At 61.7% G+C, this 22,131-nt stretch carries 17 protein-coding genes and 1 pseudogene; 10 read left to right on the forward strand and 8 right to left on the reverse strand.

From position 1 onward, the window contains the following. Nucleotides 1–2: 2 nt before the first annotated feature. Nucleotides 3–926 (reverse strand): LysR substrate-binding domain-containing protein, encoded by a 924-nt coding sequence (locus ACLV74_RS16570; RefSeq protein WP_411880501.1) that lies wholly within the window; start codon nucleotides 924–926, stop codon nucleotides 3–5. A gap of 113 nt (nucleotides 927–1,039) precedes the next feature. On the opposite strand from ACLV74_RS16570, the gene ACLV74_RS16575 reads away from it, so the two are divergent. From ACLV74_RS16575 to ACLV74_RS16590, 4 genes are all read left to right on the forward strand, one after another. After that, the gene (locus tag ACLV74_RS16575) at nucleotides 1,040–1,330 is read left to right on the forward strand and encodes a DUF2917 domain-containing protein (RefSeq protein ID WP_411880502.1); all 291 of its coding nucleotides are present in this window, start codon (nucleotides 1,040–1,042) and stop codon (nucleotides 1,328–1,330) included. Further along, nucleotides 1,324–2,109, forward strand: a complete 786-nt coding sequence (locus ACLV74_RS16580) for a crotonase/enoyl-CoA hydratase family protein (RefSeq protein WP_411880503.1) — start codon at nucleotides 1,324–1,326, stop codon at nucleotides 2,107–2,109. The genes ACLV74_RS16575 and ACLV74_RS16580 overlap by 7 nt, the downstream gene beginning before the upstream one ends. Nucleotides 2,110–2,143: 34 nt before the next feature. After that, on the forward strand, nucleotides 2,144–3,571 hold the full coding sequence (gene dbpA / locus ACLV74_RS16585) for an ATP-dependent RNA helicase DbpA (RefSeq protein WP_411880504.1): 1,428 nt from the start codon (nucleotides 2,144–2,146) through the stop codon (nucleotides 3,569–3,571). A 167-nt stretch (nucleotides 3,572–3,738) separates the two neighbouring features. Beyond that, nucleotides 3,739–4,659, forward strand: a complete 921-nt coding sequence (locus ACLV74_RS16590; RefSeq protein WP_411880505.1) for a LysR family transcriptional regulator — start codon at nucleotides 3,739–3,741, stop codon at nucleotides 4,657–4,659. A gap of 70 nt (nucleotides 4,660–4,729) precedes the next feature. On the opposite strand, the gene ACLV74_RS16595 is transcribed toward ACLV74_RS16590, so the two are convergent. Beyond that, nucleotides 4,730–5,476 (reverse strand): SDR family oxidoreductase, encoded by a 747-nt coding sequence (locus ACLV74_RS16595; protein WP_411880506.1) that lies wholly within the window; start codon nucleotides 5,474–5,476, stop codon nucleotides 4,730–4,732. Nucleotides 5,477–5,740: 264 nt separating this feature from the next. Here ACLV74_RS16595 and ACLV74_RS16600 point away from each other — a divergent pair. The 4 genes and pseudogenes from ACLV74_RS16600 to ACLV74_RS16615 all read left to right on the forward strand — a co-directional run. After that, nucleotides 5,741–6,175 (forward strand): annotated as a pseudogene (locus ACLV74_RS16600) (TauD/TfdA dioxygenase family protein); the annotation flags it as partial. Between the two features lie 330 nt (nucleotides 6,176–6,505). Next, entirely contained in the window at nucleotides 6,506–7,318 is an 813-nt protein-coding gene (locus ACLV74_RS16605) for a tetratricopeptide repeat protein (RefSeq protein WP_411880507.1), read from the forward strand. Continuing rightward, a complete protein-coding gene (locus tag ACLV74_RS16610) occupies nucleotides 7,315–8,091 on the forward strand; it encodes a tetratricopeptide repeat protein (RefSeq protein ID WP_411880508.1) in 777 nt (258 codons plus the stop codon). Before ACLV74_RS16605 ends, ACLV74_RS16610 begins: the two co-directional genes overlap by 4 nt. A gap of 511 nt (nucleotides 8,092–8,602) precedes the next feature. After that, a complete protein-coding gene (locus tag ACLV74_RS16615; protein WP_411880509.1) occupies nucleotides 8,603–14,140 on the forward strand; it encodes a calcium-binding protein in 5,538 nt (1,845 codons plus the stop codon). Nucleotides 14,141–14,175: 35 nt separating this feature from the next. Here ACLV74_RS16615 and ACLV74_RS16620 read toward each other — a convergent pair whose 3' ends face one another. After that, complete coding sequence (locus ACLV74_RS16620; RefSeq protein ID WP_411880510.1) at nucleotides 14,176–14,820, reverse strand: cysteine hydrolase family protein; 645 nt, start codon at nucleotides 14,818–14,820, stop codon at nucleotides 14,176–14,178. Between the two features lie 103 nt (nucleotides 14,821–14,923). Between ACLV74_RS16620 and ACLV74_RS16625 the strand changes: the two genes are divergently transcribed. Both ACLV74_RS16625 and ACLV74_RS16630 read left to right on the forward strand, forming a co-directional pair. Then, the gene (locus ACLV74_RS16625) at nucleotides 14,924–15,940 is read left to right on the forward strand and encodes a GlxA family transcriptional regulator (protein WP_411880511.1); all 1,017 of its coding nucleotides are present in this window, start codon (nucleotides 14,924–14,926) and stop codon (nucleotides 15,938–15,940) included. Between the two features lie 190 nt (nucleotides 15,941–16,130). Continuing rightward, a complete protein-coding gene (locus ACLV74_RS16630; protein WP_411880512.1) occupies nucleotides 16,131–16,997 on the forward strand; it encodes a transglutaminase-like domain-containing protein in 867 nt (288 codons plus the stop codon). Between the two features lie 73 nt (nucleotides 16,998–17,070). Here ACLV74_RS16630 and ACLV74_RS16635 read toward each other — a convergent pair whose 3' ends face one another. The 5 genes from ACLV74_RS16635 to ACLV74_RS16655 all read right to left on the reverse strand — a co-directional run bounded on the left by ACLV74_RS16635 (nucleotide 17,071) and on the right by ACLV74_RS16655 (nucleotide 21,989). Beyond that, complete coding sequence (locus ACLV74_RS16635; RefSeq protein WP_411880513.1) at nucleotides 17,071–18,039, reverse strand: branched-chain amino acid ABC transporter permease; 969 nt, start codon at nucleotides 18,037–18,039, stop codon at nucleotides 17,071–17,073. A gap of 143 nt (nucleotides 18,040–18,182) precedes the next feature. Then, nucleotides 18,183–19,067 carry a branched-chain amino acid ABC transporter permease gene (locus ACLV74_RS16640; RefSeq protein WP_411880514.1) on the reverse strand — a complete coding sequence of 295 codons (885 nt, stop codon included), beginning with the start codon at nucleotides 19,065–19,067 and terminating at the stop codon, nucleotides 18,183–18,185. Between the two features lie 173 nt (nucleotides 19,068–19,240). Next, nucleotides 19,241–20,434 (reverse strand): ABC transporter substrate-binding protein, encoded by a 1,194-nt coding sequence (locus ACLV74_RS16645; protein ID WP_411880515.1) that lies wholly within the window; start codon nucleotides 20,432–20,434, stop codon nucleotides 19,241–19,243. A 76-nt stretch (nucleotides 20,435–20,510) separates the two neighbouring features. Then, nucleotides 20,511–21,215, reverse strand: a complete 705-nt coding sequence (locus ACLV74_RS16650) for an ABC transporter ATP-binding protein (protein ID WP_411880516.1) — start codon at nucleotides 21,213–21,215, stop codon at nucleotides 20,511–20,513. Further along, nucleotides 21,216–21,989, reverse strand: coding sequence for an ABC transporter ATP-binding protein (locus ACLV74_RS16655; RefSeq protein WP_411880548.1), 774 nt, complete (start codon nucleotides 21,987–21,989; stop codon nucleotides 21,216–21,218). Nucleotides 21,990–22,131: the final 142 nt, after the last annotated feature.

The following is a 22,131-nucleotide window of genomic DNA, read 5'->3' on the forward strand; positions in this document are numbered from 1 at the left end:
CTTCAGCCTATCGCTTCCAGCGCCAGTTCACGCTCCAGCCAGGCGCGGAATTTCCGCACCGCCGGCCGCTCCGCGCTGTGGGCCGAACTCACGATGCGGTAAGCCAGGCCCGCCACCGTCTCGCCCGGCAAGACCACCGTGAGCTGGCCGCTGCGCAGCAGCGGCAGCACCAGCGGCGTGCGGCCTATCGCCAGGCCGGCGCCCTGCACGGCGGCGTTCAGCACATGCTCGTACTGCGAAAAATACAGGCAAGGCTGCTGCGCCGATTGCTTCAAGCCCAGGCGCTCATACCAGTCCGGCCACGACATCCAGGGGAAACGCGTGGCCGGGTCGTAGTACACCAGCAGCGGTGTGCTCAGGATGTCGGCCGCGGCATGGATGCGCGCCGCGACGGCCGGCGCTGCCACCAGCAGGGCCTGCTCCTGCAGCAGCGGCGGCGGGCCCTCGTCGCCCTGCTGCACCGGATACAGCCGCACGGCCAGGTCCATGCCTTCGCGTTCCAGGTTCACGCGGGTTTCCGAGGCGTCCACGCGCACGTCGATGGCCGGCTCCAGCCGCTGGAATTTCGCCAGCTTGGGCGCCAGCCACAGCGCGGCGAAAGAAGGCGTGGTGGTGACCGCCACCGACTGCCTGTCCACCGCCATCAGGCGGTCCACGGCCGAGGCCAGCTGCCCCAGCGCGGCGCGGGCCGCTTCATACAGCTCGCGGCCTTGCGGCGTCAGGCTCAAACCCTTGCCGCCGCGCAGGAACAGCGCCGCGCCCAGCGCGTCTTCCAGGCTTTTGATTTGTTTGCTGACGGCAGATTGCGTGATGCACAGCTCTTCGGCCGCGGCCGTAAAGCTCAGGTGCCGCGCCGCCGATTCAAAGCCGCGTATCGCGTCCAGCGACATGGCGCGCAGTACGTGGGAGGAGGAAGGGTTCAGCATGGCATCAGTTGCATGAGCGGTATGAGTAAGAGGAATACCCCGGATGACAAACCATCCGGCCGCCGGGGCCGGTTCCAAAGAAGAATCAAACCACACTTTCCAAGGAGTCCGCCATGCATGCCCGACAAAGCCCTCTACCCCCGTCAACTCCGAAATCCCCGCTCAAGCTCGGGTCTATCCCCCAACCCTTCCGCCTGCCGCGCGGCCAGGTCCTGGCCTGCACCAGCGGCTGCCTCTGGATCACCAGCGATGCGCTGGCCGGTCTGCGCGACAGCGACGTCGTGCTGGAGCGCGGCCAGTCTTTCGTCACGCCGCAAGCCGCGACTTATTTTGTCGGAGCGCCGCGCGGTTGTGGTGTCCTGGACTTCGCGACTGCGCCGCAATGCACGGAGACCACATGCTGATAGAAAGCCAACGCCACGGCCAGCATGTAGTGCTCACCCTGAACCGCCCCGAAAAACTCAATGCGCTCAGTTATGAGTTGATAGACGAATTGATGGACAGGCTCAATGCCCTGGAGCGCGACGACTGCGTGCGTTGCTTGATCCTCACCGGTCAGGGCAACAAGGCTTTCAGCGCGGGCGCCGATATTGCAGGCTTTGCGCCCGACATTGCCGCTTCACCCGAGGCGGCGTACCGAAACTTCGTGATGCGCGGCCAGGCCATGACGCGGCGCATCGAGAACTACCCCAAGCCCGTCATCGCGGCCGTCAACGGCATCGCCTTCGGCGGCGGCTGCGAAACCATGGAAGCCTGCAGCATCGCCATCGCGGCCGAACACGCGAGCTTTGCCAAACCCGAAATCCGCCTCGGCTTTCCGCCGCCCTTCGGCGGCACGCAGCGCCTGCCGCGCCACATAGGCCGCAAGCGCGCCAATGAAATGATCCTGACCGGCGACGCCATCAGCGCCGAGGAAGCCCTGCTGATAGGCCTGGTCAACCACGTAGTGCCGGCCCATGAGCTGCTGCCGGCCTGTTTGCGCATGGCCGACCGCGTCGCCGAAAACTCCGCCGTGGCGGTAGCGGCGTCGCTGCGCGCCGTGACACGCGGGCTCAATGTTTCCATCGACGAGGGCCTGGCGATTGAGGCCGCGCAGTTCATGATCGCCGCGGCCTCGCAGGACGCGAGAGAGGGAACGGCCGCTTTCGTCGAGAAGCGCAGACCTGTGTTTAACCACCGCTAAATGGATGTTTTAGGGCCAACACCGATAATGGGGGATGAGTTCCTCCCCCGCATCCCCTTCTTCGACGCCCAATACCGACTTCGCCAGCCTGCCGCTGACCCCCGCCACGCTGGCCAACCTGCAGCAGCTCGGCTACCTGAACATGACGCCCATCCAGGCTGCCAGCCTGCCGGTGGCCTTGCTGGGCAAGGACCTGATTGCCCAGGCCAAAACCGGCAGCGGCAAGACCGCCGCCTTTGCTATCCCGCTGCTGGCCAACCTCAATGCGCGGCGCTTCGCGGTGCAGGCTATGGTGCTGTGCCCCACGCGCGAGCTGGCCGACCAGGTCGCGACCGAGATCCGCCGCCTGGCGCGCGCCGAAGAAAACACCAAGGTCGTGGTGCTGTGCGGCGGCGTGCCGCTGCGCAACCAGACCGCCAGCCTGGAAAACGGCGCCCACATCGTGGTCGGCACGCCCGGCCGCATCATGGACCACCTGGCGCGCGGCAACCTCACGCTGGAAGCGCTCAACACCCTGGTGCTCGACGAAGCCGACCGCATGCTGGACATGGGCTTCTTCGAGGACATCGTCACCGTCGCCAAGCAGTGCCCCAAAGAGCGGCAGACCCTGCTGTTCTCGGCCACCTATCCCGAAGGCATCGCCAAGCTCAGCCAGCAGTTCATGAAGGCGCCGCAAACCATCACGGTGCAGGCGCAGCATGAAAAAACCAAGATACAGCAGCGCTGGTACCAGGTGCCCGACAGCGACCACGACGAAGCCCGCCTGGGCGCCGTCGCGCAGGTGCTGCGGCACTTCCGCCCGGCCAGCACGCTGGCCTTTTGCAACACCAAGTCGCAGTGCCGCGCCCTGGTGGCCTATCTGAAAGAGCAGGGCTTCAGCGCCCTGGCCCTGTTCGGTGAACTTGAGCAGCGCGAACGCGACCAGGTGCTGGTGCAGTTCTCCAACCGCAGCTGTTCGGTGCTGGTGGCCACCGATGTGGCCGCGCGCGGCCTGGACATCGCGCAGCTTGCGATGGTCATCAACGTCGACGTCACACCGGATGCCGAAGTGCACATCCACCGCATAGGCCGCACCGGCCGCGCCGACGAAGAAGGCTGGGCCATCAGCCTGGCCAGCATGGACGAGATGGGCCACGTCGGAAAAATCGAAGTGCTGCAGAAGGCCGAGTCCGAGTGGCACAAACTCACCGAGCTGACGCCCGCCAGCAATGAGCCGCTGTTGCCGCCCATGGTCACGCTGCAAATTGTCGGCGGCCGCAAGGAAAAAATCCGCGCCGGCGACGTGCTGGGCGCGCTGACCGGAGAGGCCGGCTTCACGCGCGAGCAGGTCGGCAAGATCAACGTCAATGAGTTCTCGACCTATGTGGCCGTGGACCGCCGCATCGCGAACGACGCGCTGAACAAGCTCTCCACGGGCAAAGTCAAAGGCAAGAGCGTCAAGGTGCGCTTGCTTGAGGATTAAAAATCTATCCGTAAATAGGTAAACTGTCGATCAAGCCGCATTGGGCGCGGCGCTGGATCAAGATCGTGGCGAAACGGGGCTGACCGTTCGCTGATCTCGCTTACCTCGATCGGGCTCTGCCGCCGCGACAGAATATTTTCGTTGCCGGCTTTTGGAAGTAATTCAAAGTGGACAGACTGGAAGCGATGGCGATGCTGGTGTCCTCCGTGGAGGAAGGAAGCCTGTCGGCCGCCGCCAGAAAATTGCGAATCCCCGTCGCCACGCTGACTCGCAATGTCAACGATCTCGAAGCGCTGGTGGGCACGAAGCTTCTCGTTCGGACGACACGCAAGCTCTTGCTGACGGAGGCAGGGACCGACTACGTCGTCGCTGCAAGGCGGATTCTCGAACAGGTCGATGAACAGGAACGTCGCGCTGCCGGTGAGTTCACGAACCCGCGTGGTGAGCTCGTCATCACGACGCCGGTGCAGGTCGCGCGCCTGCGGGTGCTTCCCGTCATCAATCAATTCCTCACGCTGTTTCCCGAGATCCGGATTCAACTCCTGCAGTCCGACCGCAACATCGACCTTGTCGATTCGCAGGCAGACATCGCGATCCGGATTGGCCGGCTAAAAGACAGCAGCCTCGTCGCCACGCGGGTCGGCATGTTGCGAGTCGTGGTGGTGGCGAGCCCGAATCTGCTGAAGCAGCACGGCGTGCCGCGCAGCCCTGAGGACCTTCACGACTACCCTCGCGTCGTGTTCGACAGCCCTTACCTGTCGCCGTGGCGCTTTCGCCATCCGGATGCCAACGAGACTTGCACGATCACGGAAACACCGCGATTGCTCGTCTCGTCTCCAGATGCGGCGACCGATGCCGCCATCGATGGCGTGGGCGCGACGCTGCTGCTCGAACACGACGTGGCGGAGTCGGTGGGCACCGGAAAACTTCAATTCATCCTGGAGGAGTTCGAGGTCGACCCCATACCGGTGCATCTCGTCTATCTGTCGCGGGACATGATGCCGATGAAGCTGCGCCGGTTCATCGACTTCGCCGTGCCGAAACTTCGCGAGGCGCTGGCGGACTTCGGACGCATCCCAGCGCTTTAAGACGCCCATTGGCCTTGCAAGTGTCCACGGCCGTTTGGGCAGCGCAGCTTTCAGGGTTCTTGTGAGGTCATCAGAATTGGGTCAGGCCACCGTCCACGACCAGTTCCGCGCCCGTCGTGTACGACGAGTCGTCACAGGCCAGGAACAGCGCAGTCTTCGCGAGTTCCGCCGCATTGCCGAAGCGCTTCAGGCCGACCTTCTGCGTGATGCTGGCGGCGATTTCCGACAGCACGTTGTCGGGCAGGCCGATCTTGCTGTAGAAGGGCGTCGCGATCGCGCCCGGGCTGACCGCGTTCACACGAATGCCTCGCGGCGCCAGTTCCGCGCCCAGGGTGCGGACAAGCGAGCGCGTCGCGGCCTTGGTTGCCGCGAGGATCGACAGGCCGGGGTAGCCGATCGTGTTCAGGAACGACGTCGTCACGATGATGCTGCCGCCTTGCGTCATGACAGGCGCTGCCTTCTGGATCGTGAAGAACGTGCCGGTGAAATTGAGCGCGAGGTTGTCGGCGACATACGCCTCCGTCACGGCCTCGAGCGGAGCGACCGTGGTGGCGCCGGCATTGGCGAACAGGACGTCGATGCGACCGAACCTGGCGCGTGTTTCTTCAACTGCACGCTCAATCTCGGCCACTTTGCGGACGTCGGCGCGGACCAGCAGAGCCTTGCCCTCAAGCTCCTTTCCGGCTGCGGCCAGACGCTCTTCGTTGGAGCCGACGAGCACCACTTGGGCGCCTTCAGCCTGGAACAGCTTTGCGGTTTCCAGGCCGATGCCCGATGTGCCGCCGGTGATGAATGCAACCTTGTTCTTGAGCTTCATTTTGGATATCTCACTTTGATTAAATTGAACGACGAAAAACGTCAAACGGGACATGCATCGCTCATCTTCCAGACCGGCGAATCAACTCCTGCACCAGGTTTCGGTTGATGGGCTTTGCATGGGACGAATCTTGCGTTTAATCAATCAAAGTTGGAATTCAGCAAACGCGATCAACATCTGCTCATAAATCGATGAGATAGCCTGCTTTGGGGAAGTGAAGCGCCACGCGACTCATCGAGTTGACTTGAATTGGAGTCGTCAATTGCCGTGCACGGCAACGACTACGCGGGCTCGCGCGCGGCATCGCCCGACGCCGACGACGACGCCACACGCGCCTACCGCAAAGCCTTTACCGCCAAACTGATAGAGACCGAACACTCGGTCGTGCAGGTCCACCCCGAAACCGGCGAGCGCGTGCTGCTGCTGGGCCACTTCGCCAAACGCCTGGTGGGGCAGTCATCGCATGATTCCGCGCACCTGCTGGGCCTGCTGCACAAACACATCACGCAATTGGAGAACACCGTGCGCTGGCGCTGGACCGAAGGCGACGTCGCCACCTGGGACAACCGCGCCACCCAGCACTACGCCATCAACGACTACGGCGACCAGCACCGCGTGGTGCGCCGCGTCACCGTGGCAGGCGATGTGCCGGTGGGGGCGGATGGACGCGCGAGCGTGGGGTTGACCGCGGGCGCTTGAGCGACCCGCTTCAGGCGCGGGGACGCCGGTTTGACAAGCAGCGCCATGGCGCTGCTTTTTTTTTCGCCTCTACCTCGCCTTCGCCAAGGGCGCTGAGAGCCCTCCACATTCAATCCATTTTTTCGCGTGCATGCGTGCATGCGTGCGTGATGCATTCACGCGCGCGTGTTTTGGGTCTGTGTCCATACCTGCGTTTGTGTCCATTCACACAGCGGTTTGTGTCAATTCGCTGTATGAGAGATGTGTATGCGCGGATGTTTAAACGCTATTGGCGTGTTTTCCTTCCTCTCTTTACAGTCCAGCGACTGATGCAAAGCAAAGGAAGAGGGCGTGGATTTTTTCGATCGAGCCGATGAGTATCCGGATCTGCGGGAAGGCCTGCATGAGGATGCGCACGCCGGTCAAACCACAGCCTCTACAAAATCATCGAACCCCACCGAGGCACCGGGCCAGCGTCTCCTCAAGTGGCTGACCTGGGGTGTGATCGCGGTCTTGCTGGTTTATGGACTTGTTCTGACGACCGTCCATTTGCTGGCGCGGGTTGTGGGTATACCCAGGGCGCAAATTGAGTTGGCGCAGCTGTACTCGGGCGAGTATTGGTGGCACCCGGCGGACAAGGCTTACGCAAAAGAACTTCTTCGCGAGGCTGTCAGTGCCGGTAACGCCAATGCCCAGTACCTCCTGGCGTACGAGTACGAAATGGAGAAGAACTATGCGCAAGCCTTCCCCTTGTACCAGGACCTGGCATCGAGAGGATTTATTGACGCCCAAAGACGGCTGGGCGTGTTGTATGTCGAGGGTTGGGGCGTCAGCCAGAGCACCGCTGAAGGCATCAAATGGCTGAAAACCGCGGCCGCACAAGGCGATCCCCTTTCTCACCTTGCCCTTGGCTTTATCTATCTGAGAGACAAGCCCAACCCGCCCCGCGACATTGCCCAGGCTGCGCAATGGATCCAGTCATCGGCCTACCTCGGCAATGCGCAAGCCCAGGACACCTTGGCGGGCTTGTATGCAACTGGGGAAGGGGTGCCCAAAAACCTCGACTTGGCGATGTATTGGGCGGACAAGAGCCGGGACGCCGGCCATGCGCCGGCGCAGGTCACGATCCAGTTCATTCAATCCCTCAAAGAGGGCAAGAAATGAATCCAGTACTCGGTCAAAAGGAATCTGACAAAGCCACCCACCCCGCCGTGGAGTCATTTCTTCTTGCCGGCCAAAGGCTTATCTGGTTGTTGAAGTGGTGCGTGATCGCACTTGTTCTGGTACTTGGATTCGCTTTGGCGGCAGTACACGTACTGGCCCGCACGACCTACATGCCCTCCGAGAAAGTTTTTGTGGCGCAGCTGTACACGGATGACATCTGGTGGCACCCGACGGATAAAGCTTACGCAAAAGTTCTTCTTCGCGAGGCCATGGCAGCCGGTGAGGTCAAGGCCCAGTACCGCCTGGCACGCGACTACGAAAAAGAGAAGAACTACACCGAAGCTTTTCCACTGCACCAAGACCTGGCTTTGAAGGGCTTTACGGCTTCCCAAACGCGGCTGGGCCTGATGTACATGGACGGTCGCGGTGTCAGTCAAAACACCGCTGTAGCCATCCGATGGCTGAAAAGTGCTGCAGCACAAGGAGATGCAACTGCGCATTACTTCATTGGATGGATATATCTAGGGGAACTACCCGACATGCCCCAGGACCTTGCTCAAGCGATGCAATGGTTTCAGTCATCGGCTTACTTGGGCGATGGACAAGCCCGAGACGTCATGGCTCGGTTTTATGCAACTGGAAAAGGGGTCCCCGAAGACCTGGACTTGGCGATGCGATGGGCGAAAAGCAGTCTGGACGCTGGCTATGGCGAGGCGACAAAAACCATTGAGTTAATTCAAACGATCAGAGCGGAAAAAGGACAGAAAAAATGAAATTAGAAAACGACAGGCGATTGCCAATCGTGCTTTCAGTCTCCTTGATTTGTCTTGGACTGTCTCAGTGGTTTGATCCCAGTGAATCCACGATGCGATGGAAGTGGCTGCAAGACGTGACGAGTCATCTTTTTGGGAAACACGGGCACGCAAAGTTTCTTATTGCTTCCGGCGCCATATGGCTGTTCCGGAATCTATTTTTCAGAATCTCCAAGCAACCAACAAGTAGGCCAATAGCGACTTGCCTTCTTAATCGCTGAGCATCAAAAGTGGTCTCACAGTGCTTTTATACAAATTGACTTATTTCACCCTCTCCGGAATTTTCCTTCTGGTTGTGAGCTTTCCGTTTCTCGAAGAAATGAGGAATGACGATTCTTTTTTTACGAATTTGAAAAAAATTCTAAAAAATAAAAGACCGGGCGCGCGCTTGCTCGCGTTGGCCTTTCTGAATATGTACGTTTCAGCGAGTCTATTTTTTTTCTTCTCAGATAAAAATTAATTGGAATACAAAATGGCATCAACCATCGACATCATCGCAATAGTCCCGACCGTTCTAGACAATGGAACGGCAATTTCAGATGCATTTTCTGGACAAACTTCTGGTAGTGTTGGAGGGGTAGGTATTGCAGGAGGAAACGTATTTGCCTCTTTCGCCGGACCATTTACGACGCTTGCTGTTAATGGACAAGTTCAAGCTGTACTTGGTGGCTTTACTCTTGTCAAGATTGCCGCTGAATTGAACCATGATGTCTCGCCAAGTGACATTAGCCTAGGTGACATTATTCAAGTTGTTGCGGGAGCCGCTACGGTCGTGGCTGCTGTCGTAGCAGTTACAACCGGTGCCACTATTGCTGCCCCGTTGATCGGAGTTTTAGGACTTACAGCTGCAGTTGCCCAATTGGTTGCCAATCAGAAGGGATACACGGTCGGGGACGTAGGTGCTGCTATTAAGAGCCTCATCAACTCCCTGAAAACTCAGTTCGGCACGGCCGAAATAACCCGGAGTCCTCTGATCCTCGACCTCGACGGCCTCAACGGCGCAGAGACTCTGGGGAAAACCGCTGGCATCCACTTCGACCACGACGGCAACAAGTTTGCCGAACAGTCCGGCTGGGTGGGCCGGAACGATGGCATGCTGGTCTGGGACCGGAACGGGAACGGCCAGATCGACAACGGCGCCGAACTGTTTGGCAACAACACGGTCCTGAAGAATGGCAGCAAGGCGGATAACGGCTTTACCGCGCTGGCCGACCTGGATTCCAACAAGGACGGCAAGGTCGATGCCAACGACGCCGCCGCCAGCCAGCTGCGTGTTTTCAAGGACGCCAACAGCAATGGTGTGGTGGATGCCGGTGAACTGCTGACCCTGGCTGAAGCCGGCGTCAAGAGCCTGAACACCGGCTACACCAACCAGACCGTCACAGACGCCAACGGCAACCAGCACCTGCAGGTCGGCAGCTTCACCACCACGGCCGGACAGAACCGCGCCATGGACGACGTCTGGTTTGCCGTGGACACCGCGCGCACTATCGATACCGACCTGATGGCGGTCAACGACACCATTGCCGCCTTGCCCGACATCGAGGGTTTCGGCAATGTGCACAGCCTGCACCAGGCCATGGCGCGCGACGCCAGCGGCAAGCTGCAGGCACTGGTGCAGCAATATGCCGGTGCCAGCGATGGGGGCGTGCGCGCAGGCCTCCTTAACGACATCATCTACCGCTGGGCCGGCGTGCAGGATATCGATCCGGCCAGCCGCGCCCAGACGCGGTACTACGGCAACGCCATCGGTGACGCGCGCAAGCTCGCCACGCTGGAGACCTTTCTGGGTGAAAGCTACCTTGGCACTTGGTGCTGGGGTGAGCGGGATCCCAACCCGCACGGTCAAGCTGCGCCCGTCCTGCTCAAGGCCTATGACCAACTGGTCCAATGGGTAGACGGCCAGTTAATGGCGCAAACCGTGTTCAGGCCACTCTATGAGAGCATAGGCCTGCGCTTTACCCTGGACAACCACAGCCTTGAATGGGACGTCAGTGCCTTGGTAGCGACGCTGAAAGCACAATACAACGCGAACCCGGCACAGGGTCAGGGCTTGATCGCCAGCTTCGCAAGGAGCCTTAACACCATGGACGAAGCCGGCGCACAAATATCCGTCAAGCTGCGGCAGCAAGGCAATATCCAAGGGCAGGGATTTGAACTTTATCTTGCCACCATGGGAGGCAACCCTCTTCTCGGCACGGCAGGCGCGGACTCCTTGAATGCCAAGGCAGGCCTTGACAATGTATTCAGCGCAGGCAAAGGCGCCGATGTCCTCAATGGCGGCAATGGTTCGGATACCTTCCTGTGGTCAAAGGGAGACGGCAACGACACCATCAACGAGATGGGCGGTGTGGGCTTCGTAGGGGACACCTTGCGGTTTCTGGACGTCAACGCTTCCGAAATGAGGCTCAGCCGCTGGGCGGACGACCTCTACATCACCATAGGCACTGAGCAGATCAAGGTCGTCAACCATTTCGGCAACACACCCGCGGCGCTGGAGCAGATTCAATTCAGCGACGGCAGCACCTGGCAGAAGTCCGTGCTGGACGCGGCGCCGTCCTTGTATTTGGGGACAAGCGGTAATGACATGTTGTGGGGAACATCCCTGGCCGACGCCATTGAAGGCGGCAAGGGGGCCGACACTTTATATGGCGGCTTTGGCGGGGACACCTACACCTGGCTGAAGGGAGACGGTAACGACACGATCAATGACCTGGGCGCCGCTACGGACATCGACACGCTGAAACTGGCGGACGTCAAAGCTGCCGACGTACAGCTCAGCCGCGATTCGCTCAATCTGTACGTGACCATAGGCGCCGAGAATATCACCATCAAGAATCATTTTTCGACATATGTCTATGATGCGGCGCCGATCGAGCAGATCCTGTTCGCCGATGGTAGCAAGTTGCAGAAGGCGGACCTCGATGCCGCCCTCTACTGCGGTGGTGATGGCGCCGATGTGATTTATGGCATGGCTTCCGCGGAGACGTTCCTGGGTGGCAAAGGTACTGATGCCCTGTACGGCGGCGCCGGCGGGGACACCTACATTTGGCAAAAGGGAGACGGCAACGACACGATCAATGACTTGGGTGCAATTGCGGACGTGGACACGCTGAAGCTGGTGGACGCCAAGGCGGCCGACGTGGTACTCAGCCGCGATTCGCTCAACCTGTACGTGACCATAGGCGCCGAGAAGATCACTATCAAAAATCATTTTTCGACGTACGTCTATGATGCGGCGCCGATCGAGCAGATCCTGTTCGCCGATGGCAGCAAGTTGCAGAAGGCGGACCTTGATGCCGTCCTCTACCGGGGTGGTGATGGCGCCGATGTGATTTATGGCACGGCTTCCGCGGAGACTTTCCTGGGTGGCAAAGGTGCTGATGTCTTGTATGGCGGCTTTGGCGGGGACACCTACACCTGGCTGAAGGGAGACGGCAACGACACGATCAATGACCTGGGTGCAATTGCGGACGTGGACACACTGAAGTTGCTGGACATCAAGGCTGCCGACGCCGTGCTCAGCCGCGATACGGCTAACCTGTATGTGACCATAGGCGCCGAGAAGATCACCATCAAAAATCATTTTGCGACGTACGTCTATGATGCGGCGCCGATCGAGCAGATCCTGTTTGCCGATGGCAGCAAGTTGCAGAAGGCGGACCTTGATGCCGCGCTCTACCGCGGTGGTGATGGCGCCGACGTGATTTATGGCGCAGCCTCAGCGGAGACCTTCCTGGGTGGTAAGGGCGCGGACACTTTGTACGGTGGCTTTGGCGGGGACACCTATACCTGGCAAAAGGGTGACGGCAACGACACGATCAATGACCTGGGCGCCGCTAAGGACATCGACACACTGAAGCTGCTGGACGTCAAGGCTGCCGACGCCGTGCTCAGCCGCGATTCGCTCAACCTGTACGTGACCATAGGCGCCGAGAAGATCACTATCAAAAATCATTTTTCGACGTACGTCTATGATGCGGCGCCGATCGAGCAGATCCTGTTTGCCGACGCCAGCAAGTGGCTGAAGGCCGATCTCGACGCCACGTCTTACCGGGGTGGCGACGGCGCCGACACGATTTACGGTACAGCCTCTGCGGAGACGTTTATCGGTGGCAAGGGCGCCGACACGCTTTTGGGAGGAACGGGCAGCGATTGCTATGTTTGGAGCAAAGGGGAAGGCAATGACACGATCAACGATGTCGGCCTGGCGGCGGATGTCGATACGCTGAAGCTGTTGGACGTCAAAATGACCGAAGCACAGTTGAGTCGCGACACGCTCAATCTGTACGTGACTGTCGGTGCCGAGAAAATCACCATCAAGAATCATTTTTCGACGTACGTCTATGATGCGGCGCCGATCGAGCAGATCCTGTTTGCTGACGCCAGCAAGTGGCTGAAGGCCGATCTCGATGCCGCGCCTTACCGGGGTGGCGACAGTGCCGACACAATTTACGGCGCGGCGTCGGCCGAGACTTTTATCGGTGGCAAGGGTGCCGACACGCTTTTGGGCGGAACGGGCAGCGATTGCTATGTTTGGAGCAAAGGCGAAGGCAATGACACGATCAACGATGTGGGTCTGGCCGCGGACGTGGACACTCTGAAGCTGTTGGACGCCAAGGCCACAGAAGTACAGCTCAGCCGTGACACGCTCAATCTGTACGTGACCATAGGCGCTGAGAAAATCACCATCAAGAATCATTTTTCGACGTACGTCTATGATGCGGCGCCGATCGAGCAGATCCTGTTTGCCGATGGCAGCAAGTTGCAGAAGGCGGACCTTGATGCCGCGTTCTATCGTGGCGGCGACGGTGGCGATGCGATTTATGGCACAGCCTCAGCGGAGACCTTCCTGGGTGGTAAGGGCGCGGACACTTTGTACGGTGGCTTTGGCGGCGACACGTACGGCTGGGCCAGAGGCGATGGCAACGACACGATCAATGACCTGGGCGCCGCTAAGGACATCGACACACTGAAGCTGCTGGACGTCAAGGCTGCCGACGTGGTACTCAGCCGTGACACGGCAAACCTGTATGTGACCATTGGGACGGAGAAAATCACCATCAAGGACCATTTCACGACGGGTTACGCGGCTGCGCCCATCGAACAAATCCTGTTTGCCGATGGCAGCAAGTTGCAGAAGGCGGACCTCGATGCCGTCCTCTACCGGGGTGGTGATGGCGCCGATGTGATCTACGGCACAGCCTCCGCAGAGACCTTCCTGGGCGGCAAAAGCGCCGACATCTTGTATGGCGGCTTTGGTGGGGACACCTATACCTGGCAAAAGGGTGACGGCAACGACACGATCAATGACCTGGGCGCCGCTACGGACATCGACACGCTGAAGCTGGTGGACGCCAAGGCGGCCGACGTGGTACTCAGCCGCGATACGGCAAACTTGTATGTGACCATTGGGACGGAGAAAATCACCATCAAGGACCATTTCACGACGGGTTATGCGGCCGCACCGATCGAACAAATCCTGTTTGCCGATGGCGCCAGGTGGCAAAAGGCCGACCTGGATGCGGCCCCGTACCGAGGCACTGCGGGCAAGGACACAATCTATGGCACGGCCCAAGCCGAAACCTTCATAGGCGGCGCGGAGGCCGACACTTTGGTGGGCGGCGCGGGCGGCGATGTCTACCAGCTGGCTCGCGGCGACGGCGCCGACACGATTCAGGAAAACGACACCACCGCAGGCAACACGGACGTACTGCAGTTCATGGCCGGCATCAGCACCAACCAGCTGTGGTTCCGCAAAACCAACAACGACCTGGAAGTGAGCATCATCGGCACGGCGGACAAGGCGACGGTGCAGAACTGGTACCTGGGCAACCAGTACCACGTTGAGCAGATCAAAAGCGGAGACGGCAAGCTGTTGCAGGATACGCAGGTCGACAAGCTGGTGCAGGCCATGGCAGCCTTCACGCCACCGGCCATGGGCCAGACTTCACTGACAGCCGCGCAGCAGACCGCGCTGACGCCCGTGCTGGCCGCCAACTGGCATTGAGTCGTGTGTAGCGGGGCGGCTGTCCCGCGCCCGCGTTAACGCCCGGCCAGCGCCGCGCGGTTGGACGCCAGGATGTTGCTTTTCTCCAGCCGGCCGCCGGCCTGGATGGCCGCAATCCAGGCGTCGGTCGAGCCGGCGGCGGCAAAGCGGGTGTGGAAGACGATGCTGAACACGCGGTGGATTTCCTCGGCGCTGGCGCTGCCGGCTTCATTGGCATAGGGCAGGGCGCCGGTGGCGTCCTGCAAAAATTCCACATGCAGGCCGCGGTGTGTGGCTTCAAAAATCGTGGAGGCATCGCAGTTGTGCGTCATGTAGCCGATCACGGTCAGGGTGTTGATGCCGTGCTGCTCCAGCCACGCGGCAAAGCCGGTGCCGGTGAAAACGCTGGGCCAGGCTTTTTCGATGTGGTGGTCGCGCGGGCGGCTGGCCACGGCCTCGTGCAATGCCCAGGAAGCCGAGCCTTTGGCGAACAGCGGCGCGGCGGGCGATTCGCTGTGCTGCACCACCACGACGGGGATGCCGGCCGCGCGGGCGGCGTCCATGGCGCGGGCGATGTTGGGCAGGCTTTGCGCCACGGGCGGGTGCTCGATCAGCAGGCCGCCGGTGAAGTATTCCATTTGCACGTCGATGACGACGAGGGCGCGGCGCGGGCTTGGTGGGGTCGTTGTGCTCTGGGTCATAAAACTTCCTGAAAGTTGAAGCGGGTTGGCGATGAGGGGATTGTTGAGCCCGGCAGGTTTTCGCGACAGTGGCCCGAATGCCAATAGTCGATAAAATCGGGCCATGTCACCGCGCACCCCGCTTTCAGCCCGCAAAGCCGCGCCATCGGCCAAATCCGCCGCACATGCGGGCAACACAGTGGCCGTGGTCGCATTCGACGGCATCAGCCCGTTTCATCTGTCGGTGCCCTGCATGGTGTTTGGCAACGACTTTTCAGTGAGCGACGGGCCGCGCTTCAAGCTGGTGGTGTGCGCCGAAAAGCCGGGCACCTTGAGCACGACTTCGGGCTTCGGCATCAGCGTGCAAAAAGGCCTGGGCGCGCTCGCGAAGGCGCAGACCATCGTGGTGCCGTCCTGGCGCGACCCTATGGAGCGCCCGCCCGAGGCCCTGCTCAAGGCCTTGCGGGCTGCGCACAAGCGCGGCGCGCGCATCGTGGGCCTGTGCCTGGGCGCGTTCGTGCTGGCCGAAGCCGGGCTGCTGGACGGGCGGCCGGCGACCACGCACTGGGCGCTGGCCGGTGAATTCGCCGCGCGCTACCCGCAGGTGCGGTTGCAGCCCGACGTGCTGTATGTGGACGACGGCGACGTGCTGACGTCCGCGGGCACGGCGGCCGGCATCGATTGCTGCCTGCATGTGCTGCGCCTGGACTACGGCGCCGAGGTGGCGAACCGCGTGGCGCGCCGCATGGTGGTGGCGCCGCAGCGCCAGGGCGGGCAGGCGCAGTATGTGGAGCAGCCCTTGCCGGCCACGGGCGCGGACCACCGGCTGTCGGCCATCCTGGCCTGGGTGCAGAAAAACCTGGGCCGGCCGCACACCCTGGATGCCCTGGCGGCGCGCGCGCTGATGAGCCGGCGCACATTCACGCGGCATTTCCGGCAGGTCACGGGCACCACCGTGGGGCAGTGGCTGACCAGCCAGCGGCTGGGGCTGGCCCAGCGCCAGCTGGAGGCTACGGACCGCTCGATGGAGCAGATCGCGCTCGATGCGGGATTCGGCTCGGCGGTGTCGCTGCGCCAGCATTTCGCGGCGACCTTGGGGACTTCCCCGTCGGCCTATCGGCGCGAGTTTCGCGCTGCCTAGGGCTTCTTGTAGGCGCGGGCGACGCCGGCCTGTCGGTTTTGAAGGGCAAGGCATCCCGGCAAATTTCGCCAACGCTGAATGCAGGTCTTTTTTGCGCGCCTAATGGGTGGCAATGGCGAACGATTCCGCTCGCCGCGGACACACCGGCTCCTTTGGAGCCAACCCCCAAGGCAAAGGCATAAGGCATCCCATGGTCAGGCTTGAATTTTCCACCGTGCTCGGCTATGAGGTCATGGCACCGGGTGCGGACTTTATCTTCAACATCCAGGCGGCGTACACACCGCGCCAGCTGGTGGTGCACGAGTCGCTGGGCTTGAGCCAGCCGGTGCTCACGAGCAGCTACACCGACCCGGCGACGCAAAGCCGGTTTCTGCGTGTGCACGCCGAACCGGGAAATTTCACGCTGAGCTATACGGCGGTGGTGGACCTGGTCCACTTCGAGGCGCAGCCGGGCTCGTTGCCTGAACTGAGCCCGCTGGCCTTGCCCGGTGAAGTGCTGCCTTATCTGTACCCCAGCCGCTATTGCCAGTCCGACCGTTTGCTGACACTGGCCAACAGCCAGTTCGGCCACCTGCCGCTGGGCTACGGCCGGGCGCGGGCGATCTGCGACTGGGTGCAGCAGCATGTGAGCTTCCAGGGCAACACCAGCAACAGCACGACCTCGGCGATCGACACGCTGATCGAACGGGTGGGCGTGTGCCGCGATTTTGCGCACCTGATGATCGCGCTGTGCCGCGCCGCCAATCTGCCGGCGCGCATGGCCAGCGGCATGGACTACGGCGCCGACCCGGTGCTGGGCCCGCCGGATTTCCATGCCTATGTGGAGGTCTACCTGGGCGACCGCTGGTATATGTTCGACCCTTCCGGCACGGCGATCCCCATGGGCTTTGTGCGCTTTGCCACGGGGAGGGATGCGGCCGACATTGCGTTTGCCACCATTTTTGGCGGCGTGCGCGCGGCGCAGCCGCAGATCCACATCGAGGCCGTGCCCAACGGCCAGGGGCAGCTGGTGCTGCCGCAGCATGTGAATTACGCGCTGTCGACGGACGGGCCTTGATCGCCTGAACCTGGGCTTGCCCAAAAAAAAGCGCGCAGGTCCTGCGCGCTTTTTTTGTGGGCGCTGCGGCCGCTCAGGCCCGCTGCGATGCCACCTTGGCGGCGTTCCGGCGGCGCTCCAGAAAGGCCTGCAGCTCGCCGATCACACCCTTGCGGAAGGCCAGCACGCACAGCACAAAGATGGCGCCGATGATGACGGTGACCCAGGAGCCGACCTTGTCGGCCAGCAGGTTCTGCAGCGCGATCACGATGCCCGAACCCATGACCGGGCCGAAGAAGGTGCCCACGCCGCCCAGCAGCGTCATCAGGATGACTTCGCCGGACATGGACCAGTGCACGTCGGACAGCGTGGCAAAACCCATGACCAGGGTCTTCATCGAACCGGCCAGCCCGGCCAGCGCGGCCGACAGCACAAAGGCCAGCAGCTTGTAGCGGTCCACGTTGTAGCCCAGCGAGATGGCGCGCGGCTCGTTCTCGCGGATCATCTTGAGCACCTGGCCGAAGGGCGAATGCACGATGCGCGAGATGAACAGGAAGCAGCCCACAAACACCGCCAGCACCACGTAATACAGCGAGATGTCGGACTCGAGCGGTAGCAGGCCGAAGAGCTTGCCGCGCGGCACGCCCTGCAGGCCGTCCTCGCCGCCGGTAAAGCTCGCCTGCAGGCAGACGAAATACACCATCTGCGCAATCGCCAGCGTGATCATGGCGAAATAAATGCCCTGGCGGCGTATCGCCACCAGGCCGACCAGCAGGCCTATCAGCCCGGCCGCCACCGCGCCGGCCAGCAGGCCCAGCTCGGGTGTCCAGCCCTGCGACTTGATGAACCAGCCGGTGACGTAAGCCGCCGAGCCGAAGAAGGCCGCATGGCCGAAAGACAGCAGGCCGGTAAAACCCAGCAGCAGGTTGAAGGCGCAGGCGAAAAGGGCGAAGCACAGCAGCTTCATCACAAACACCGGGTAGAGGCCGAGCAGCGGGGCGGCCAGTGCCAGGGCCAGCAGCGCGACGTAGGTGATGCGGGTCAATTTTTTTGCGTTGTTCATTCAGATATCCATCGAGCCAAGCGGCGGGCACGGGCTTGCAGTACCAGCAGGGGCCGCGGAACCGGCTTTGCCGGGCCGCAGGCGCAGCACCCCCTCGGGGGGCAGCGCATTACACGAAGTGAAAAGCGTGGGGGCCGGCATCTTTAGACCTCTTTTCCGAAGAGGCCGGCGGGCCGGAACATGAGAACAATCACCATGATGACGAACACCACGATGTTGGAGGCTTCAGGGTAGAACACGCGGGTCAGGCCTTCGACGATGCCCAGGCCCAGGCCGGTGATGACCGAGCCGAGGATGGAACCCATGCCACCGATGACCACGACGGCGAAGACCACGATGATCAGGTTGGAACCCATGAGCGGGTTGACCTGGATGATGGGCGCGGCCAGCACGCCGGCGAGCGCCGCCAGTGCGGCGCCGGCGCCGTAGGTCAGCATGACCATCATGGGCACGTTGACGCCGAAGGCCTGCACCAGCGGCGCGTTTTCGGTGCCGGCGCGCAGGTAGGCGCCCAGCCGCGTGCGCTCGATCAGGAACCAGGTGCCCAGGCAGACCACCAGCGACACCACGACCACCCAGGCGCGGTAAATCGGCAGGCGCATGAAGCCGAGGTCCATGGAGCCGGCCAGCAGGTCGGGAACGTTGTAGTTCTGGCCCGAGACGCCGTAGATTTCACGGAACACGCCTTCGAGCACCAGCGCCAGCCCGAAGGTCAGCAGCAGGCCGTAAAGCGGGTCCAGCTTGTACAGGTGTTTGAGGAAAAGCCGTTCGATGATGACGCCGAGGATGCCGACCGTCAGCGGCGCCAGCACCAGCGCGAACCAGTAATTCAGGCCGAACTGGTCGAGCATGATCCAGGCGGCGAAGGCGCCCAGCATGTAGAGCGCGCCGTGCGCGAAGTTGACGATGCCCAGCAGGCCGAAAATCACCGCCAGCCCCAGGCTCAGCATGGCGTAGAAGGCGCCATTGACCAGGCCCAGCATCAGCTGGCCCATAAACGCTTGCAGGGGAATACCGAAAATTTCCATGGGAACCTGTCAGGACACCGTTATCGTTATTTGTGGCGAAAGCGCGAGGGCCTTTCAAGGAAGCAGCCGGCCATTCCTGCGAATGACCGGCTGGTTCGGACCCCCGTTCTTCCCCGTTCTTGTCTTCTTGCCGTCAGTTCAAGGCTTGCGCGCTTGAGTCGGGTCGAGTTGAGTTACTTCTTGAGCGCCGAACACTTGGATTCGGCCACCGTGGTGAAGGCCTGCTCGCCGGGCACCTTGGCGATGGTCTTGTAGTAGTCCCATGGCGTGCCGGAATCCTTGGAGCTCTTGACTTCGTAGAGGTACATGTCGTGGATCATGCGGCCGTCGGCGCGGATCTGGCCCTTGTTGTAGAAGTCGTCGATCTTCATGCCCTTGAGCGTGCTCATGACCTTGTCGGAATCGGTGGTGCCGGCGGTCTGCACGGCCTTCAGGTAGTTCATGGTGGCCGAGTAATCGGCCGCCTGCAGGCTGGAAGGCATGCGCTTGTATTTGTCGAAGAAGCGCTTGGCGAACTTGCGCGAGGCGTCGTCCTGGTTCCAGTACCAGCTGTCGGCCAGCTGCAGGCCTTCGGTGTTGGCCAGGCCCAGGGAGTGCACGTCGTTGATGAACACCAGCAGGCCGGCAACCTTCATGGTCTTGCCGATGCCGAATTCCTTGGCAGCCTTCATGGCGTTGGTGAAGTCACCGCCGGCATTGGCCAGGGCCAGGATCTGCGCCTTGGACGACTGCGCCTGCAGCAGGAAGGACGAGAAGTCGGAGGCGTTCAGCGGGTGGCGCACGGTGCCGGCGACGGTGCCGCCGTTGGCCTTGACCACGGTGGAAGCATCGCCTTCCAGCGAGTAGCCGAAGGCATAGTCGGCGGTCAGGAAGTACCAGCTCTTGTTGCCGGCCTTGACCAGCGCGGAGCCGGCCACCTTGGCCAGCGACACCGTGTCGTAGGCGTAGTGCACGGTGTAGGGCGAGCAGTCTTCATTGGTCAGGCGGGCGGAGCCGGCGCCGATGGCGATGAAGGGCTTTTTCTTTTCGGTGGTGACTTTCGACATGGCCAGCGCCGTGCCGGAGTTGGTGCCGCCAATCAGCATCTGCAGGCCGTCCTTGTCGATCCACTCGCGGGCCTTGGACGATGCGACGTCGGCCTTGTTCTGGTGGTCGGCGCTCAGCACTTCGATGGGGCGGTTCAGCACCTTGCCGCCGAAATCCTGCACGGCCCACTTGAGCATTTCAGCGCCGGCGGGGCCGTCGATGTCGGCATACAGGCTGGACATGTCGGTGATGATGCCGATCTTGATCGGGCCGGTGGTCTGCGCGAAGGCGGTGCCGGTAAGGCCCAGGGCGAGTGCGGCAACAAGTGCTTTGAGTTTCATGGTTGTCTCCTGTTATGGATGGGGTGAGCTTGGGTGGGAAAATCGAAAGGACTGAAAAAGTTGGGTGCGCCCGGCGTCAGACGCCCAGGTATTCCTGCAGCATGCCCATGTTGCCGGCCAGCTCGCTCTGCGCAAACTGCTTGACGATGCGGCCGTGCTCCATGACGTAGAAGCGGTCGGCCAGCGGCGCGGCGAAACGGAAGTTCTGCTCGACCAGCACGATGGTGTAACCCTTGGCCTTGAGCGTGAGGATCATCTCGGCGAGTTTTTGCACGATGACGGGCGCCAGGCCTTCGGAGATTTCATCGAGCAGCAGGAGGCGCGCGCCGGTGCGCAAAATGCGCGCCACGGCCAGCATCTGCTGCTCGCCGCCCGACAGGCGTGTGCCGGGGCTGCCGGCGCGTTCCTTCAGGTTGGGGAACATCGCGTAGATTTCGTCCAGGCTCATGCCGCCCGGGCCAATCGTGGGCGGCAGCATCAGGTTTTCTTCGGCCGTGAGGCTGGCGAAAATGCCGCGCTCTTCGGGGCAGTAGCCCACGCCCAGCCGGGCCACCTTGTGCGGCGCCAGCTTGATGGCTTCTTCGCTGTTGATCTTGATGGAACCCTTGCGCGCACCCGTCATGCCGACGATGGCGCGCATGGTGGTGGTGCGGCCGGCGCCGTTGCGGCCCAGCAGGGTCACGACTTCACCTTCGTTGACGCTGAGGTTCACGCCATGCAGGATGTGCGACTCGCCGTACCAGGCGTTGAGGTCTTCCAGTTTGAGGAGCTCTTTTGACATCTAATGCGCTCCCTGCAACTCGGTGTTCGCCGTGCCCATGTAGGCCTCGATCACCAGCGGATTTTTTGCCACTTCGGCATACGGGCCGTCGGCGATGATGGCGCCGCGCTGCAGCACCGTGATGCGGTCGGCAATCGACGACACCACGTTCATGTTGTGTTCGACCATCAGGATGGTGCGGCCCACTGAAACCTTTTTGATCAGCTGCGTCACGCGGTCCACGTCCTCGTGGCCCATGCCCTGGGTGGGTTCGTCGAGCAGCATGAGTTCGGGCTCCAGCGCCAGCGTGGTGGCGAGTTCAAGCGCGCGCTTGCGGCCGTAGGGCAGGTTGACGGTCAGTTCGTCGGCGAAGCCGCTGAGGTCGACCTCGGCCAGCAATTCGCGGGCGCGATCATGCAGGTGGAACAGCGTGTCTTCGGCTTTCCAGAAGTGGAAGGAGGTGCCCAGGTTGCGCTGCAGCGCCGCGCGCACGTTTTCCAGCACCGTCATGTGCGGGAACACGGCCGAGATCTGGAAGGAGCGAACGATGCCGCGCCGCGCGGTCTGCGCGGGCTGCTCGAAGGTGATGTCGGTGCCGTTGTAGACGATGCTGCCGCGCGTCGGCGTGAGGAACTTCGTCAGCAGGTTGAAGAAGGTGGTCTTGCCGGCGCCGTTGGGCCCGATCAGCGCGTGGATGTGCCCGCGCTGGACCTTGAGGTCCACGTTGTTGACGGCCACGAATCCCTTGAATTCCTTGGTCAGTCCCCGTGTTTCGAGAATGAACTCCACTGGCAAATTGCTCTCCGGCAGGTAAGGGGGTTGGATCACGGGGCGCCAGGGCGGCCGCGGCGGGCATGCAACCGCGGGCAGGGCCCGTGAAACACAGGTGGTCATCCTAGCTATCCGCCCCCCTAGGCGATACCGGGTTAGACCCTTA

The organism is Polaromonas sp. YR568, assembly GCF_943369415.1.
Lineage (GTDB): Bacteria > Pseudomonadota > Gammaproteobacteria > Burkholderiales > Burkholderiaceae_C > Polaromonas.